Annotated in this window: 11 protein-coding genes and 1 pseudogene; 4 read left to right on the top strand and 8 right to left on the bottom strand. The window is 44.0% G+C overall.

What is annotated here, in order from left to right; all coding sequences use genetic code 11:
- Nucleotides 1-8 precede the first annotated feature (8 nt).
- The 4 genes from leuD (at nucleotide 9) to ilvA (ending at nucleotide 4,592) form a co-directional block, all read left to right on the top strand.
- Nucleotides 9-605: a 3-isopropylmalate dehydratase small subunit gene (leuD, locus tag FW774_RS12575; RefSeq protein ID WP_149348554.1), complete on the top strand. Its 597-nt coding sequence runs from the start codon at nucleotides 9-11 to the stop codon at nucleotides 603-605.
- 99 nt (nucleotides 606-704) lie between these two features.
- Nucleotides 705-2,222 (top strand): alpha-isopropylmalate synthase regulatory domain-containing protein, encoded by a 1,518-nt coding sequence (locus FW774_RS12570; RefSeq protein WP_149348553.1) that lies wholly within the window; start codon nucleotides 705-707, stop codon nucleotides 2,220-2,222.
- 21 nt (nucleotides 2,223-2,243) lie between these two features.
- Entirely contained in the window at nucleotides 2,244-3,302 is a 1,059-nt protein-coding gene (gene leuB / locus FW774_RS12565) for a 3-isopropylmalate dehydrogenase (protein ID WP_149348552.1), read from the top strand.
- Between the two features lie 51 nt (nucleotides 3,303-3,353).
- Nucleotides 3,354-4,592 carry a threonine ammonia-lyase IlvA gene (gene ilvA, locus FW774_RS12560; RefSeq protein WP_149348551.1) on the top strand — a complete coding sequence of 413 codons (1,239 nt, stop codon included), beginning with the start codon at nucleotides 3,354-3,356 and terminating at the stop codon, nucleotides 4,590-4,592.
- 138 nt (nucleotides 4,593-4,730) lie between these two features.
- Here the strand turns inward: ilvA and FW774_RS12555 are convergent, their stop codons facing one another.
- The 8 genes and pseudogenes from FW774_RS12555 to FW774_RS12515 all read right to left on the bottom strand — a co-directional run bounded on the left by FW774_RS12555 (nucleotide 4,731) and on the right by FW774_RS12515 (nucleotide 17,397).
- Complete coding sequence (locus FW774_RS12555; protein ID WP_149348550.1) at nucleotides 4,731-5,723, bottom strand: ABC transporter ATP-binding protein; 993 nt, start codon at nucleotides 5,721-5,723, stop codon at nucleotides 4,731-4,733.
- A 389-nt stretch (nucleotides 5,724-6,112) separates the two neighbouring features.
- On the bottom strand, nucleotides 6,113-7,729 hold the full coding sequence (locus FW774_RS12550) for a T9SS type A sorting domain-containing protein (protein ID WP_149348549.1): 1,617 nt from the start codon (nucleotides 7,727-7,729) through the stop codon (nucleotides 6,113-6,115).
- Between the two features lie 23 nt (nucleotides 7,730-7,752).
- Entirely contained in the window at nucleotides 7,753-9,669 is a 1,917-nt protein-coding gene (locus tag FW774_RS12545) for an MBL fold metallo-hydrolase (RefSeq protein ID WP_187774890.1), read from the bottom strand.
- Nucleotides 9,670-9,868: 199 nt separating this feature from the next.
- A complete protein-coding gene (locus tag FW774_RS12540; RefSeq protein ID WP_149348547.1) occupies nucleotides 9,869-11,341 on the bottom strand; it encodes a T9SS type A sorting domain-containing protein in 1,473 nt (490 codons plus the stop codon).
- Between the two features lie 52 nt (nucleotides 11,342-11,393).
- Nucleotides 11,394-12,335, bottom strand: coding sequence for a hypothetical protein (locus FW774_RS12535; protein WP_149348546.1), 942 nt, complete (start codon nucleotides 12,333-12,335; stop codon nucleotides 11,394-11,396).
- A gap of 143 nt (nucleotides 12,336-12,478) precedes the next feature.
- Nucleotides 12,479-14,284, bottom strand: coding sequence for a glycerophosphodiester phosphodiesterase family protein (locus FW774_RS20530; RefSeq protein WP_197739858.1), 1,806 nt, complete (start codon nucleotides 14,282-14,284; stop codon nucleotides 12,479-12,481).
- Nucleotides 14,285-14,295: 11 nt separating this feature from the next.
- Nucleotides 14,296-15,906: a DUF5689 domain-containing protein gene (locus FW774_RS12525; protein ID WP_149348545.1), complete on the bottom strand. Its 1,611-nt coding sequence runs from the start codon at nucleotides 15,904-15,906 to the stop codon at nucleotides 14,296-14,298.
- A 45-nt stretch (nucleotides 15,907-15,951) separates the two neighbouring features.
- Nucleotides 15,952-17,397: pseudogene (locus FW774_RS12515) on the bottom strand (SusD/RagB family nutrient-binding outer membrane lipoprotein).
- Nucleotides 17,398-17,403 lie beyond the last annotated feature (6 nt).

Genomic DNA, 17,403 nt, shown 5'->3' with positions numbered 1-17,403 from the left:
GGCTTATTATGGCATACGATAAATTCACAATATTAACAAGCACGGCGGTTCCATTACCGATTGAGAACGTGGATACCGACCAGATTATCCCGGCCCGTTTCTTAAAAGCAACTGAACGCGTTGGTTTTGGCGACAACTTATTCCGCGACTGGCGGTATAACCCGGACAATACGCCGAAAGAAGATTTCGTGCTGAACAATCCCGTATACAGCGGAAAGATACTGGTTGGCGGAAAGAACTTTGGTTCCGGCTCATCCAGGGAGCATGCCGCCTGGGCGGTTTACGATTACGGTTTCCGTTGCGTAGTATCCAGCTTTTTCGCAGATATTTTCAGGAATAACTGCCTCAACGTGGGCGTGCTTCCCGTACAGGTAAGCGCCGGATTTCTGGAAAAAATCTTCAAAGCTGTTTATGACGATCCGAAAACGGAGATCGAGGTTAATCTTCCGGAGCAAAAAATCACGCTTCTTGCCACGGGAGAATCCGAATCATTCGATATTAACAGCTATAAAAAAGAAAATATGATGAACGGGTTTGATGATATCGACTATTTGCAGAATATCAAATCAGAAATACAGGAGTTCGCCTCACACCTGCCCATCTAACAGCAGCAGGCGAATTATCCCTTTCTTTCATCATCCTAAAAGCGTTTCAAAATGCCGGAACGCTTTTATGGTATAATTTACAGACAACAAACCAGGCTCATGGAAAAACGGAAAATTGAAATTATGGATACGACGCTCCGCGATGGAGAGCAAACGTCGGGCGTATCATTTTCCATTTCAGAAAAGCTAACCATTACCCAGCTATTGCTGGAGGAATTGGGTGTAGACCGTGTAGAAATTGCTTCGGCCCGGGTATCGGCAGGCGAATTTGAAGCCGTAAAAACCATTATGAAATGGGCCGCAGAACACGGCTATACCGACCGCCTCGAAGTACTTTCGTTCGTAGATAAAGGCGTTTCCATCGACTGGATGGTCAATGCCGGCGTACGCGTACAAAACCTGCTCACGAAGGGTTCGCTCAACCACCTTACACATCAGCTCAAAAAAACACCGGAGCAACACTTTGAGGAGATTGCACAGGTAATTAAGCTGGCGCAACAGCATCGGATTGCCACCAACGTCTATCTCGAAGATTGGAGCAACGGCATGCGTAACTCGCCGGAGTATGTAAGGCAATATCTCGACTTCCTGGCAACGCAACCCATCGGTAAAGTATTATTGCCCGATACACTGGGTGTATTAACACCATCCGAAACATCCGACTATATTTCACAATTACGTACAGCATATCCCCTATTTCATTTAGATTTTCATGCCCATAACGATTACGACCTGGGTACTGCCAACGTGCTGGAAGCGGTTAAAGCCGGTGCAAACGGCCTGCATTTAACCATTAACGGCATGGGCGAGCGGGCGGGCAATGCGCCAATGGCCAGTGTTGTAGCCGCCATTAATGATTTTCTACCTGAAGTAAAAACCGGCATCAGGGAATCATCCATTTACAAGGTCAGCAAGCTGGTTGAAACCTTTTCGGGAATACGGATCCCGGCCAACAAACCCATTGTGGGCGATAACGTGTTTACCCAAACGGCCGGTATTCATGCCGATGGCGACAATAAAAAAAACCTGTATTTCAATGATCTACTACCCGAACGCTTCGGGCGGAAACGTAAATATGCCCTCGGAAAAACATCCGGCAAGGCAAATATTGAAAAAAACCTGCAGGAGCTTGGCCTGAAGCTGAATGAAGAAGATTTGAAAAAAGTTACACAACGGGTTATCGAGCTGGGGGATAAGAAAGAAACGGTAACCAAGGAAGATTTGCCTTACATCATATCAGATGTGCTGGATAGCAGTTTATACGAGGAAAAAGTCAGTGTAGAATCGTACGTGCTTACCCATGCCAAGGGGCTACGCCCATCCGCGACAATCTCTGTAAAGATAGACGGCAAAATTACCGAAGAGCACGCCCAGGGCGACGGCCAGTTCGATGCCTTTATGAACGCTTTAGGCAAGGTATATAACCAAAAAGGACGTAGTTTACCTAAACTGGTTGACTATATGGTCAGAATAGCGCCCGGAAGCGCCACCGATGCCTTATGTGAAACCATTATTACCTGGGAAACGGGCAACCGCACCTTTATTACCCGTGGACTGGATTCAGATCAAACGGTCTCGGCTATCAAATCCACCCAAAAAATGCTGAATATTATTTAAACATCATACAAAACAATCAAAATGAAGTTAAACATTGCGCTTTTAGCAGGCGATGGCATAGGCCCCGAGGTTATTGACCAGGCCGTAAAGGTTTCAAATGCCGTAGCAAAAAAATTCAATCACGAAATTAACTGGACATCTGCATTGACCGGCGCTGCCGCGATTGATGCCGTAGGCGAGCCTTATCCCGATGAAACCCACGAGGTATGTATGGCTGCCGATGCCGTTTTATTCGGAGCCATTGGCCATCCCCGTTTTGACAACGACCCTAAAGCCACTGTACGTCCGGAGCAGGGACTATTAAAAATGCGTAAAAAGCTGGGTTTGTTTGCCAACGTTCGTCCCACATTTACATTCCCCTCTTTGATTGATAACTCCCCGTTAAAAAGAGAACGCATTGAAGGTACAGACCTGATTATTTTACGTGAGCTTACCGGTGGGATTTACTTTGGAGAACGCGGCAGGAAAGATGACGGCAACACCGCTTTCGATACCTGTACCTATACCCGCGAGGAAGTAAAACGCTTAGCTAAATTAGGTTTCGAGATGGCGTTAACCCGTCGTAAAAAATTATGTTGTGTAGATAAAGCTAACGTGCTTGAAAGTTCCCGCTTATGGCGTGAAACCGTTCAAAGCATGGAAAAAGATTATCCCGAAGTTGAAGTAAGCTATGAATTTGTTGATGCTGTAGCCATGCGCTTAGTACAATGGCCAAGCGCTTACGATGTCATTATTACCGAAAACCTGTTTGGTGATATTTTAACCGATGAAGCTTCGGTGATTTCAGGCTCCATGGGCTTAATGCCATCCGCTTCTGTAGGTGTTCACACCTCGCTTTATGAGCCGATCCACGGTTCATATCCGCAGGCTGCCGGAAAAGACATTGCCAATCCGCTGGCAACCGTACTTTCTGCTGCTATGATGTTTGAGGACGCATTCGGCTTAAAAGAAGAAGCAGAAGCCATCAGGCAGGTAGTGAACAAATCGCTGGCCGAAGGTATTGTAACCGAAGACCTTGCCGGTAAAAACAAAGCCTACAAAACCAGCGAAGTTGGCGACTGGCTGGCAAAGAATATATAACACTTAACGCAGACAGCGTTTTGAACGCTGTCTGCGTTGAAACAGGCCCCCATGCAGCAAAAACTAAACATCCCGGCAGCGGCAGAAAGGTTAAAAGAAGTGGTTAAACATACACCGTTAATTTATAACCCCAGGCTGTCTGAAAAATATAACTGTAAAGTTTACCTGAAACGTGAAGATCTACAGGTTGTACGATCCTATAAGCTACGGGGAGCTTATAACATGATCAGCCAGCTTGGTCAGGAACAACTTGCTAATGGCGTGGTATGTGCCAGCGCCGGCAATCATGCCCAGGGAGTAGCTTTCTCCTGCAAACAGATGGGTATTAAAGGCATTATATTTATGCCTACTATCACGCCCCGGCAAAAGGTTACCCAAACCGAAATGTTTGGTGGCGATCATATTGAAATTATCCTTACCGGCGACACGTTTGACGATTGTCTGCAAGATGCACTGGAATATACCAGCGCCAACAGTATGACGTTCATCCCTCCTTTCGATGATTATCGCATCATCGAAGGTCAGGGTACGGTTGGTATAGAAATCATTGAAGATTTACCGGAAACGGACATTGTTATTGTGCCGGTTGGCGGCGGCGGTTTAGCTGCCGGAGTGAGCAGCTACCTCAAGCAGGTAAAACCTGATATAAAAATTCTGGGCGTTGAGCCGGAAGGCGCTCCATCGCTAAAACGGGCGTTGGAAGTAGGCGGACCGGTTACACTGGAATCCATTAACCGTTTTGTAGACGGAGCGGCGGTAAAGCGCATCGGGTCACTGACATTTGATTTTTGTAAAAACCTGCTGGACGATATCGCCCTAATTCCCGAAGGGAAAGTGTGTACTACCATATTAAAGCTCTACAACGAAGATGCCATTGTTGCCGAACCGGCAGGAGCGCTATCCGTTAGCGCCTTGGACATTTTCCGGGATAAAATAAAGGGTAAAAATGTGGTTTGTGTTATCAGCGGAGGCAATAATGATATCGACCGGATGCAGGAAATCAAAGAGCTTTCGCTACTGTACGAAGGACTGAAACACTATTTCATTATCCGTTTTCCGCAACGTCCCGGTGCGCTCAAATTATTTGTAAACGAGGTATTGGGGCCACAAGACGATATTACCCGCTTTGAATTTATTAAAAAAACAGAACGCGAACGTGGCCCGGCACTGGTGGGAATTGAACTTAAATCTGCCGCGGATTATACATCCCTGATTGAACGGATGAGTACCCATAAATTTGAGTTTAAGGAAATAAACCAGGATCAGACCTTGTTTGAATACCTGGTGTGATTGTTATTCGTTTATCGTTGTTCGCCTTTCGTTGTTCAGCCTCGCTCAAACTTCGCTAATTGGAATTTTTTAGGCACTTACAGGCGTTACAAACGCCATAGATTTATGCACTCGTTTTGCAAACGAGCGCAGGCAGAATCAGTTATATTCCGTATAGCCGTTTATAATTATAGATACAGGCGCTCCCACAGTTATTTCATTTAAGGATATAGCCCTGAGCCGGCACATTGAATTTTCAAGCAGCAGCTCATAATAGAAACCCTTAAACAGTTGCTGCCTGACGGTAAACAGGTTTTCTGATGATGTATCATCACCCAATACAACCTGATCGGGACGGATACTGATCTCTGCTGAATGTGTATCAATACCAACAGAAGCTGCCTGCTTCTGATTGAGGATATTACTTCCGGCTAAAAGCCTGGCTGTGTAGCTGTTCTGCGGATGATAATATAACTGTTTCGGAGCGCCTGATTCAAGTAAACGTCCATCCTTTAATATCCATAGCTCATCGGCCATGGAAAGCGCATCGGCAGGATCGTGGGTTACCATAATAATGGTTATGCCTAACTGCGCCGAAAGGCTTTTAATATCGGCACGTAACTGGCTTTTTAGTATGGCATCAACCTGGCTAAACGGCTCGTCGAGCAGAATCACTTCCGGTCGGGTTATTACGGCACGGGCAATGGCCACACGTTGCTGCTCTCCCCCGCTTAAATCAACGGCACGCTTGTTCCGTAGATGATCAATACGTAGCAGCTCCATTACCTCTAAGGTGCGTTGCTGTTTAGCAGGCACATCTGTATTGGGCAGCAAAGCCGCAATATTGTCGTAAGCTTTGGCGTAAATGTTCAGACTAAAATCCTGGCTTACCATTTTCATGGCATCGTGCCCGGGTATCAGCTTTTCATGCGGACCTTTGATGTGAGCGCCTTCATACAGGAGATCACCCTCATCGGGAGCCAACAGACCATATATCAGCTTTAGCAATGTACTTTTCCCGCTTCCACTTTCACCGATAATAGCGGTTACACCGCCTTTCCGGACAGCAACAGATACATTTTTTACTCCTGATGGAATTTCGGGAGTATATTGCCGGGTAACATTCTGAAGCTCAATAAGCGGATGCGACACAGTCCAAAGATAAGGAAAGAGCGGCCCTTATAATCAGTTAATCTGCAAAAACTTCATTGCACCTTAATTCAAAGCCGGGCAGGATCTCTGTGCTTATCTTATTGCCGGTTGTCATTAACTTTATGTTAGCGATAAATCAATATCACTAAATAAGCGGACCATAGGTTCATCACCGGGTTGAGAATATGGCTTAGATGTAGTCATTTCAATATCTTTTTACTAACAAATGCAGCAAACTTACATCGTACAATAGTTGTCTTAATTAGCTTTCATCTCCTGAGGTCGATTAATAATACAGTGCATTGAGCATGGTTATAATAGAAACGGAACCGCAGTGTGATACCGTTTCGGAAAAAAACTATAAATTCTTTTGTCAATAGTACCTAAAATCACTTTCCAAATTTTAATACTGCCCGTTCTTTATTAGTTTTTAGCGAAATTACATATATTCCTTTCGGCTGGTCAAATGGCTCCTGATAAACAGCATTGCCATTGATCAGGTTGATTTTCTTTTCCAACACTTTTTTGCCGGAGATATCGGTAACGGTCAATAACGCTTCGGTGTTCTCGGCCGATTGGGTAAATAATCTGAGCATATTATCGCCAACATTCACCGCCATATTTAACTTATCCGGATTTAGACCACTCTTAACAGCTATAACATTGAACTCTATTGCCGTTCCATCTAAATCTACCTGCCGTAATTTATAGTAGGCCGTACCGGGCAGCGGACTGTAATCTGTAAACACATAATCATGGGCGGCATTGTTGCCCGTTATCTTGCCTATGCTTGCAAAATCTGCCTGGTTGTTGGAACGCAGCACTTCAAAGTAGGCGTTGTTGGTTTCGGAGGCGGTAGTCCAATGCAGGCGCACAGCTTTTGCCAAAACTTCTGCCTTAACGGAAACAATGTTTACAGGTAACGTTGTGTATGTATATCCTGTTTCTATCAGCGAAAGCGGGGAAGTAGTTGTCATGGTAATTTCTGTAACTATCCTTGGCTCTATCCATTTTTTTGCTATTGCATCGTAAGTTCCTCTTAGCTGATAAAATTTACCTTGTGCCGTTGCATCGGCACTGGTTTCGGGGCCAAACAGGTACGTATTGCTGCCTTTGAGAAAGAATTCGCCATTTTCGGTCGAATACCTGTCTGTATTACATATTCTATACCCAAGCTCGGTACTGCCCGAATTATCGTAAAGTTTCTTTTGGTTGGTCTCAGTTGTGGGCGAAGTGCCAAAAAACACCACATCAATGGGCATAGTTGCTTCGGTAACGTTTGTGGTATTAAAAACGGCCACGCCCTGCGGCGCTTCACTATTGCCGAACAATGCTCCAAATATACCTCCTCCAACACCGTCATCACCTGTCCATGGCGTTGAACCATAGGTGATTACCCTGCCCCATTTTGCCCGGTTGGCTACAACGGTGGCTGTTTCGCTGATATCGGTAGAACTGCCCCCATTAATTCTCTTGTTTGACCCTCCAATATAGAAAAAATCACCTGCCTGAACTTCCCCACTTGTTATATTAAATTTAGTGGTTTGCGAGGTGGGGTCATTGACATCTTTTGGCGGCGCTTGTGTACTTGGTATGGTGCCTGTAACCCAGCCCTGCGCCGGAGCTTTGGTTGTCCAGTTTCCGGAATAAGAGGTATAACACGTGATAACGGAATAGGGCGTTGCCGCAAAGTTGATGTATTCGGTAGCCATCAACTGCACATATTCGCGGTTGGCATCAGCACCAGCCGGGTTAGTTACGTACCCTGTAATGATAACTTTTGTATCCTGCTTTCTTGTATTGTCCCATGGTGTGTTATCTTCTTGCAAACGAACAATACGGTTATGCTCCTCTTCTCTTACACTTGTAAATTTGCCACCAACAATAGGCTTGTTTCCGTTTGCAACAATAGTATATACGCTATTGTTAAATCCCGATTGTTGCGCATGTAACCTTCCATACACCAGCAAACAAAAGCACACCATCAATACTATATTCTTTTTCATACTCTATATCATTTATAAGACAATCACTTGATTATATTCAATCCTTTGGAACCTATATAGTTGCGCCGTATGCCAAGTTCATTATCTACTATCTCTCTTTGTTCCAGCGTATCGTAGCCTCCGGTGTTAAACCCTGCACTACCGGCCTGATTGTCCCACAACCATCCGGGGGTAGGCCACAAACAAGCCTTAAACCTAACGGAACGGTAAAACGCTTTGCCTACCCCGTCATTGCCATGATGGGACATCTGCAAGTAATCGCAGTCCAAATATTGGCGCTGTGGGCTGTTCAACAGCTTGTTTCCTCCTTCCAACTGCAAGTCGGCCAAAAACACAATAGATTTTTGCTCATCCCATACCCTTATGGCCATTGATGAATTGTTAATTCTTGTGGACGCTGTGCTCAACTCTGGATTGGCCACGCTAAGTATCCTAAAATTTACCTGGTCTATAGTTATCACCTCATTGGGAATTGTAGTATAGTTTACTACGTTGACACCATTTTGCGCCGCATTGTCTATGGAGTTGTACAAATCCTGGTAGAATGCCGATGTTACCCAGCTTGCAGGTGGTTTTGAATGGTATATGTTTTTAATTTCTATGCCCTGCAGGTTCTTTAGTATCTCGTTAAAAGCGCCTGCATGGTCTTGGTGCGGGTGCGACAGAAACCAAGCTTCAACCTTACCCCCAAGACTGTTTATAAAATTACGGAGGTACGTTTCTTCAGCCTCATAGCCGCCATCCATTACAATTAATTTTCCATTACTGGTTTTTATAATATAGGAATTGCCTATGGTGTTGGCCTGTATTTTTAATTGGTACAGGGTAAAACCCGACGGATTTGTGTTGGGAGTACCCAAAGTACCATCTGCATTTAACCGAACAAAATGCCTGCTGTTTACGCCATCTAAATATACAAAATCGCCTCCTATGAGTATTTTGCCATCGGCTTGCAGGACGATGGTTCTCGGATTTTCTTCGTCTTTAAAAAAGCCTGTACCCGTTCCTGCCCCTATCCGGGCATAAAACCCCGTACCTATATTGGTGTTGAAATCAACATCCAGTGTTCCGTCTGTATTAATTCTCGCTATTTTGTAACTGGCATGTTCGCTATTGCAGGTTGAAAAAGCGCCAACAGCCAGTATTTTGCCATCGGGCTGTACCTTAACGCCATATACCACATCGTCGAACTTTATCTTTGATGTGAACGTATTGTCTATACTGCCATCGGTGTTTAGGCGTACCAAACGATTAACGGACGTTCCATTATAGCTGGTAAATTCCCCTGCCACTATTATTTTGCCGTCAGATTGTAGGGCGATATCCCTTACCGGGCGGTTACCAATGCCCCCGTCATTTACATTGAAGCCGCTACCCACCGAAAAAGTGTTATCTCTGCTTCCATTGGTATTCAGCCGCACAATACCAGAAGAAGATACGCCGTTAGCAGTGGTAAAACTGCCTGCAGCGAGGATTTTCCCATCACTCTGAAGCGCTACTTTCAGCACTTCGGCATCCAAGCCTGTGCCGATGCTGAATGTGTTATCGATAGTGCCATTGGCGTTTAAACGGACAATCCTGTTCCTGGTATTGCCATTGAAAGCGGTAAAATCGCCAGCTACCACAATTTTCCCGTCAGACTGTAACAAGTGGGTATAAACGGTATTGTTGAAGCCGGTGCCAAGATTGGTGTTAAAGATGGCATCAAGACTGCCATTATCAGCCAGCCTGGTCAACTTGTTTACAGTAGTTCCGTTATAACTCGTAAACTCCCCGGAGGCAATAATTTTTCCATCCGACTGTTTTGAGAGTTCCCATACCGTTCCGTTAAAGCCGGTTCCTGTGGCAAAGCTGGCATCGGGACTTAAAAACTGAGCTTTTATTGCCCCCGAACAACCAAGAAACAATAGAGGCAGAATTATTTTTTTAATTTTTATCATTGTAGAATTCATTAAATTACAACTGGTGTTCTTCTCTTTTAAATGAAGATTATTGATTTTAAAAAGAGCTGATCAGAAAGATGTTATTACGACCATAACGAGCCCAAGTAAAGGCCAGCATCTGTTTAAGTAAAAAAATACAGCTATTGGATAGGTTAGACTTACGAAGTTTAAAAAACTTCGTAAGTCTATGGTATTCTTATTTACCAAATTTCAGTACCGCTTGTTCTTTGCTGGTTTTCAATGAAACAACGTATATGCCTTGTGGTTGGTTAAATGGCTCCTGGTAAACTGCATTGCCGTTAACCAAACGGATTTTCTTTTCCAACACTTTTTTGCCGGAGATATCGGTAACGGTCAATAGTGCTTCGGTATTTTCGACTGATTGGGTAAACACCCTGAGCGTATTGCCGCCAACGTTCACCGCCATATTTAACTTATCGGGATTTAGGCCATTCTTAACGGCTATGATATCGAACTCTATTGCCGTTCCATCTAAATCTACCTGCCGTAATTTATAGTAAGCCGTACCGGGCAGTGGACTGTAATCTGTAAACACATAATCGTGGGCGGCATTGTTGCCCGTTACCTTGCCTATACTCACAAAATCTGTCTGGTTGTTGGAACGCAAAACTTCAAAGTAGGCGTTGTTGGTTTCGGAGGCGGTAGTCCAATGCAGGCGCACAGCTTTTGCCAAAACTTCTGCCTTAACGGAAACAATGTTTACAGGTAACGTTGTTGAGCCGGTTTCTATCAGCGAAAGTGGGGAGGTGGTTGTCATGGTAATGGTGTTGAGCGCTCTTGGCGTTGTCCATGATTTGGTAGCTACATTGTAAACTCCCTTTAATTGATAAAATTTGTTGACCGTACCGTCTGAACCAAATAGATATTTATTATTTCCTTTGCCAAAAAATGCGCCATCTGCGGTTGAATACCTATCTGTATTACAAATTCTGTATCCAAGCTCGGTACTGCCCGAATTATCGTAAAGTTTCTTTTGATCTGCCTCTGCCGTAGGCCAAGTTCCAAAGAACACTACATCAACAGGTACGGTTGTTTCATCAACACTTGTGGTATTAAAAACAGCTATACCCTGAGGCGCATCACTATCGCCAAACAATGCGCCAAATATACCTCCACCAACGCCATCATCACCCGACCAGGGGGGTAATGTTGATGTATTATGATAAGGCAATACCCTGATCCATTTTGCCCGGTTAGCTTCAATTGCGGCTGTTTCACTAATATCTGTAGAACTGCTGCCGTTAATTCTCTTATTTGCCCCACCTACATAGAAAAACTCACCGGGCTGCACTTCTCCGCTTGTTAAATTGAACTTAGTGGTTTGGGAAGTAGGGTCTTCGACCGGGTTACCATTGGCGTCTTTCTTACCTGTACTTTTACTTGGTATTAAGCCCGTAACCCAACCATGCACAGGAGCTTTGGTTTCGTAATTTCCCGAAAATGAGGTATAACAGGTAATAACGGCATAGGGAGTCTCGGCAAAATTAATATGTTCTGTTGCCATCAACTGTACATACTCATTACTGGGATCGCTCCCGCTGGCATTTACTACATAGCCCGTAATAATAACCTTTGTGTCTTGTGGCTGCGCTTTCAATACAGCTGCCATTACTATAAGAAGCGATAAAGAAAATAATAGTTTTTTCATAATTTTTTAATTTAAAGTGAATGAAAATTAATTTATAAAGCGAAATATTAATCTATTTCCCCAAGCCCCTGATCTCTGTTGTGCCTTTGCCTTTTTCTATTTCTGCAAGCTGTGTATCATTGGTCATTGCAACTATAACCGCTCCATTCCTTGGGTCTGTCCACCTCTTCGATTTTATATCGTAAACTCCGCCCAGCTTATAGAAATTGCCCTGTGCGGCCGCATTGGAGCTGCTTGCCGGGGGGAATAGATATGTATTATTGCCTTTGGCAAAAAAACCGGCTTTTGAAACGGAATACCTGTCTGTATTGCAAATCCTGTATCCAAGCTCCTTGCCTCCAATACGCTCATAAAGTTTCTTTTGGTTAACTTTATTTAAGGGAAAAGTACCGAAGAAAACCACATCGACAGGTATAGTTGCCTCGGTAACATTGGTAGTATTAAAAACGACTATGCCCTGCGGAGCTTCGCTATTGCCAAACAAGGCTCCAAATATCCCGCCTCCAATACCATCATCGCCAGACCATGTTTTTGCGCCATAGGTTAATGTTCTTATCCATTTTGCCTGATTGGCGGCTACGGGTGCTTTTTCGCTAATATCGGTAGAGGCTGCCCCGTTAATCTTTTTGCCTGCTCCCCCCGCATAGAAAAATTCGCCTGCCTTAACTTTTCCTTTTGTGAGATTAAATTTGGTGGTTTGTGAGGTTGGATCATTAGCTTTTTTACTATCTATTTTGCCCGTAACCCATCCACGTACAGGAGCAAAGGTTTCCCAAGTTCCGGAGTACGAAGTATAACAAGTAATAACCGAGTAAGGAGTTTCGGCAAAATTAATGTCTTCGGTTGCCATGAGCTGTACATATTCGCGGTTTGCATCAGCCCCGGCCGGATTAGTTACGTACCCTGTGATGATAACTTTTGTATCCTGCGGTTGTGCTTTCGTTACGATGGTCATTGCTAAAATGAGCAGCAATGAAAACAGGTTCTTTTTCATGATTCTTAACGGTTAAATGTGAATTGATCTATTGATAGTGCTCTACTTCATCTTGTGCACAACAAAATCTAAAATATTGGCCTGTGAAACGCTGACAGGGCTATAGGGGTAAACCAGATCTATAACCCGCCAGCGTTCATTTTTTATTTAGTTAAAAGAGTGGTTAACCCTGCCCCGGTTTCTATTAATGAAAGTGGCGATGTGTTTTCCATAATAATTTCTATGGCTTCTCTTGGCTTTGTCCATTCCCTGGTTGTTAGATCATAGATCCCTCCTAAGCGGTAAAATTTACCCTGAGCCGATGCATCGGCATTACTTGCAGGGCTGAACGTGTAGATATTGTCACCTTTGCCAAAGAACTCACCATTTGTTGTGGAGTACCTGTCTGTATTACAGATCCTGTATCCCAGCGCTTTACCATCCAAATTATCATAAAGCCGCTTCAGGTCTTTTTCGCTTGTTGGAAAAGTCCCGAAAAACACCACATCAACAGGTACGGTTGCTTCGGTAACGTTTGTGGTATTAAAAACGGCTATGCCTTGTGGCATAGCTCCGTTACTGAACAGCGCTCCGAATTTACCCCCTCCAACATCATCATCACCAGACCAGGTTGTTTTTTGCTGATAGTTTAATGTCCTTATCCATCTGGCCTGATCAATATTTGTAGAAGCCGATCCATTGATCTTCTTATTTGCCCCTCCAACATAAAAAAACTCTCCGGCCTGAACTTCTCCTTTTGTTAAATTAAATTTGGTAGTTTGGGAGGTAGGGTCGTCTTCTGTAGTTTTGCTCGGTACTTTACCGGTAATCCAACCCTTTGCGGGAGCACTGGTTGCATAGTTTCCAGATGACGAACTGTAGGCAGTAATTACGGCATAAGGCGTAAGCGCAAAATTGATATGCTCCGTTGCCATCAGCTGTACATACTCGTTATTGGCATCGGCCCCGGCCGGATTGCTTATATATCCCGTAATAATAACTTTAGTATTATGCTTTTGCCCTTTCGGAACACTTACATCCACCAGCTTAAACAGATTTGGATAATCCGTTATAATACTGTTAACTCCTAATGCTTTTAACCGGTTAATATCCTGTTCGGTATCTACTGTCCACGCTATCACTTTCATACCCTTGTCATGACAGGTTTTTACCATATCGGCTGTAATGGTGGTATAGTCGGCGCTATAGAAATCGGGATTAAAGCCCAGTTCCTGTAAACGTTTGTCTACATCTGTAGCGTTCGACTTATTTACCAGACATGACAGTTTGATCTGGGGATAGTGTTCCTTTAATAATTTTAAGGGCCTGATATCAAATGACTGAATAACAGTACGCTCTGTAATTTTTTTATCACGAACTACCGCCATAACCAGATCAACAAACTCCTGCGGCGCCGGATGTTTAATGTTATCCCCGGCTTCGGAAGACTTGATTTCCATATCATAGAACATTTTTTTGCCTTTGCTTGCTGCATAAGCTTCTACTTCGGTTATCAGATCGGCAAGCAAAGGTATCTTTGCCGCTACGCATTTACGGTTTGGAAATCGGGGATCCTGCTTTAATCCAACATCATATTTTCTGATGCTGTCGTAAGGCATATTGTATAACAGACGGCTCCGACCATCGGCGGCAGTTATGGCGTTGCCTTCGGGCGTTGTAGTGAAATCAGCGCTAAAGTACAGATTGTGTGATACGACCACTTTTTTGTCTTTGGAGATCACCAAATCCATCTCCAGTGTCGTCACATTCAAATCAACAGCATGTTTCATCGCGATGATGGTGTTCTCTGGCAGCAATCCCCTCCCGCCACGATGAGCTTCATAAAAAAATTCCGGAACAGCTTCTGCCTTTTCTCCTTTTTGATCTGTTTCCAGCGTTTGTGCATGTTTGGCACAGGCAGCTAAGTGAATACCAATTAAAAGGCTCACAATTAGACCGTTTGTTTTCATGGTTTACTTTTTTACTTCGATAAAAGAGTGGTTAATCCTGTGCCTGTCTCTATCAACGACAGTGACGAAGAAGTAGTCATGGTAATTTCGGTAACCTCTCTTGGCATTATCCACATTTTAAATACCCTGTCATAAACTCCTCCTAACCGGTAAAATTTAGCGGTTGCCGTTGCATCGGCACTGGTGGCAGGGGCATATAGATAGGTGTTGCCGCCTTTGGCGAAAAACTCGCCATTTGCTACTGAATACCTGTCGGTATTGCAAATGCGGTAACCAAGTTCGGTACTGCCCGAATTGTCATAAAGCCGTTTTTGGTCTGTACTGCTGGTGGGGAAAGTACCGAAGAAAACTACATCGACAGGTACGGTGGCCGAGGTTACATTGGTGGTATTAAAAACGGCTATGCCCTGCGGAGCTTCACTATTGCCCCACAAAGCACCAAATATGCCTCCTCCAACACCATCATCACCCACCCAAGGGGTTGACCCATAACTTAATACCCTCATCCATTTTGCCCGATTGGCCTCTACTACTGCGGTTTCGCTAATATCGGTAGAGCTACTGCCATTGATTTTCTTTACCGCACCGCCCACATAGAAAAATTGACCTGCCTTAACTTCTCCGCTTGTAATATTAAATTTAGTAGTTTGGGAAGTAGGGTCTCCTGCTTTTTTACTGTCCACCGTGCCGGTGACCCATCCCTTTACGGGAGCGCTGGTTTCCCAGGTTCCCGTATATGAAGTATAACAGCTAATAACAGCATAAGGGGTTTCCGCAAAATTAATATCCTCTGTTGCCATCAGCTGTACATATTCGTTATTAGCGTCGCTTCCCGACGGATTGGTTACATAGCCTGTTATGATAAGTTTCGTCTCTTGCTTTTGCCCGTTTGGCACATTCACATCTCCCAAGCTTCTCATCCTCATATTAAGCGTATTGTTAATCCGAACGGCTATACCGGTAAAATTGGCCACCAAGGGTATTTCTTCTGTTGCAAAAACTGCTGTACTTAACGTATTCAGGTTAACTGTTCCTGGTTCATTAGAAGAATCATCCATTTTTTTGGTTCCGGCATAAGTTTGAGGCTCTCCTGCATCTAACACAATATCCGCCCCTGCCACGGTAACCAGCATACTTTCATATTGGTTAAAATTACGAGCCAACTCATCTAATGAGACTAATAGAGGACTAACTGTTTTTCCGGCAGCTACTTTAGAGATTTTTGCAAGGGGAACATTGGTAATTTCCAGTTGCCCGCCTACTCTTTTTAATGTGCTGCCCAAAACATCGAGAACTAATGAGTCGCCAGGGATATATGTTACATCTGGCATTCCCTGTAAAGAAACAGTTATACCGGCAGTTACACCTTCTTTATTCTGCACAATTACAAATTTTCCTTTTTCTATATTACCGGCCTGCGCATCGGATATCACCGTGCCTGATAAGGGTGCTGCCCCAACATTATCTTTTGTAAGCAATATTTCTCCCCCATCATCCATTTGTCTTAAAATATGTATCGACATATTTTTTGTAGGTACTCCCAGTAATGTATCCTTTTCTTTAAAGCATGATGATATTGCCAGTAACAGTAATGCTAATAATAGGTAATGGATAGTTTTCATAATCTTTTGGTTGTTAATTATTCTTCGTACTTCACCAATCTTCGTTTATGGTTTTTCCCAGAACGATTTGATGTTAATATTATCTCCTCCCATTCTTTCTACCGCTTTTCTATAGTTGGTAGGATTATACATCTGCGTAACCGCAGGATATACCAGCCTGCTTGGAACAACAGCATTATTATCTGCCCGTGGGTCTATGATCAGATTCGGGAAGCCTGTTCTGCGGTATTCAAACCAAGCTTCTAATCCCCTGTAGAACGAAGCCAGGTATTTTTGCTTCATAATGATCTCCAGGGTATTATCAAATGCTACGCCCGAACCGTTAAGATAGGTAGAGGACGGTGTCAATCCCCAAAACTCAAAATTGCTGCGAATGCCCTGCAGATAATACGTTTCGGCCGATGTGCCGGTATTTATTCAGCCTTTTAAAGCTGCCTCGGCCAAAATGAACTGAACTTCATCGTAGTTCATAATTACGCCAAATCTTGGTGAGTCGTGCAGATTGTAATTCACGTAAGATGTACCGCCCTCAGTAACCTGGCCTAAAACTCCCGATGGGAAACCGCTTTTTATCCCGGTCCATGTGCTTACAGCCCTGGTGTAATATTGCGAAAGGCGAGGGTCGGCGGTATCCTGCATCATTTGTAAAATAGTAGTACTCGGAGCATAGAGTACGCCAAAATCGCCACTGGTAGCATTATAATAAGGATTGTACAAAGGCTCTTGGTTGGTAAACGGAATGTACGCCTGATCTGCCGCAGTGGTAAAGATGGGAAATACAGAAGAGTTGCTTACAATTTCATTGATTTTTGCAGGGCCGTCAAATTCGGGTGCATTACTTACCCTTAAGTACAAACGCAACCTCAAAGAGTTGCAGAATTTACGCCATGCCGTTACCTGTAAAGCATTGCTGCCTTTTGAGCCGTAAAGGATATCGCCTTCGGCCGACATGGTTTTACTGTTGTCGAACATCAGAGCGGCCTTATCCAGGTTTTCAAGCAAATCTTTGTATATTTCTTCCTGGGTATTGTATGCCGGCAGGAAATTCAGACTATCTCCTTTACTTGCTTCAAAATAAGGAATATCCCTAAAGGTGTCTGTCAGTTCCGATACCAGCCATGCCTTCAACGTTAGTGCCACTGCCTGATAATTTGCATTACCTTCGGCCATGCCCCTGTTGTACATGTCCTCTAAGTTGGTAAGTGTAGTATAATGCCTGTTCCACAGGTCGTTGCCCAACGTATTTCTGATATCGAACCTTTGGGTATATGCCCTTTCATTTTTATAAACAGTATAACCCATCAGCTCATTACCCACAGCTCTCGCAGCCCGTATACGGGAAATCAATCCGTTGTAAATTGTCTGCGACAGCAGAGTTGCCGCCGACCCTTGCTTAATCGCATTGGGATTCTGGCTCAATTTATCGAAATCCTTTGTACATCCGTAGCTTAATATCAGTATCGCTATTCCTGCATATATTACCTTTTTCATATATTT

This window comes from Pedobacter sp. BS3 (genome assembly GCF_008274585.1).
Lineage (GTDB): Bacteria > Bacteroidota > Bacteroidia > Sphingobacteriales > Sphingobacteriaceae > Hufsiella_A.
This window is presented reverse-complemented; position numbering and strand designations above follow the sequence as displayed.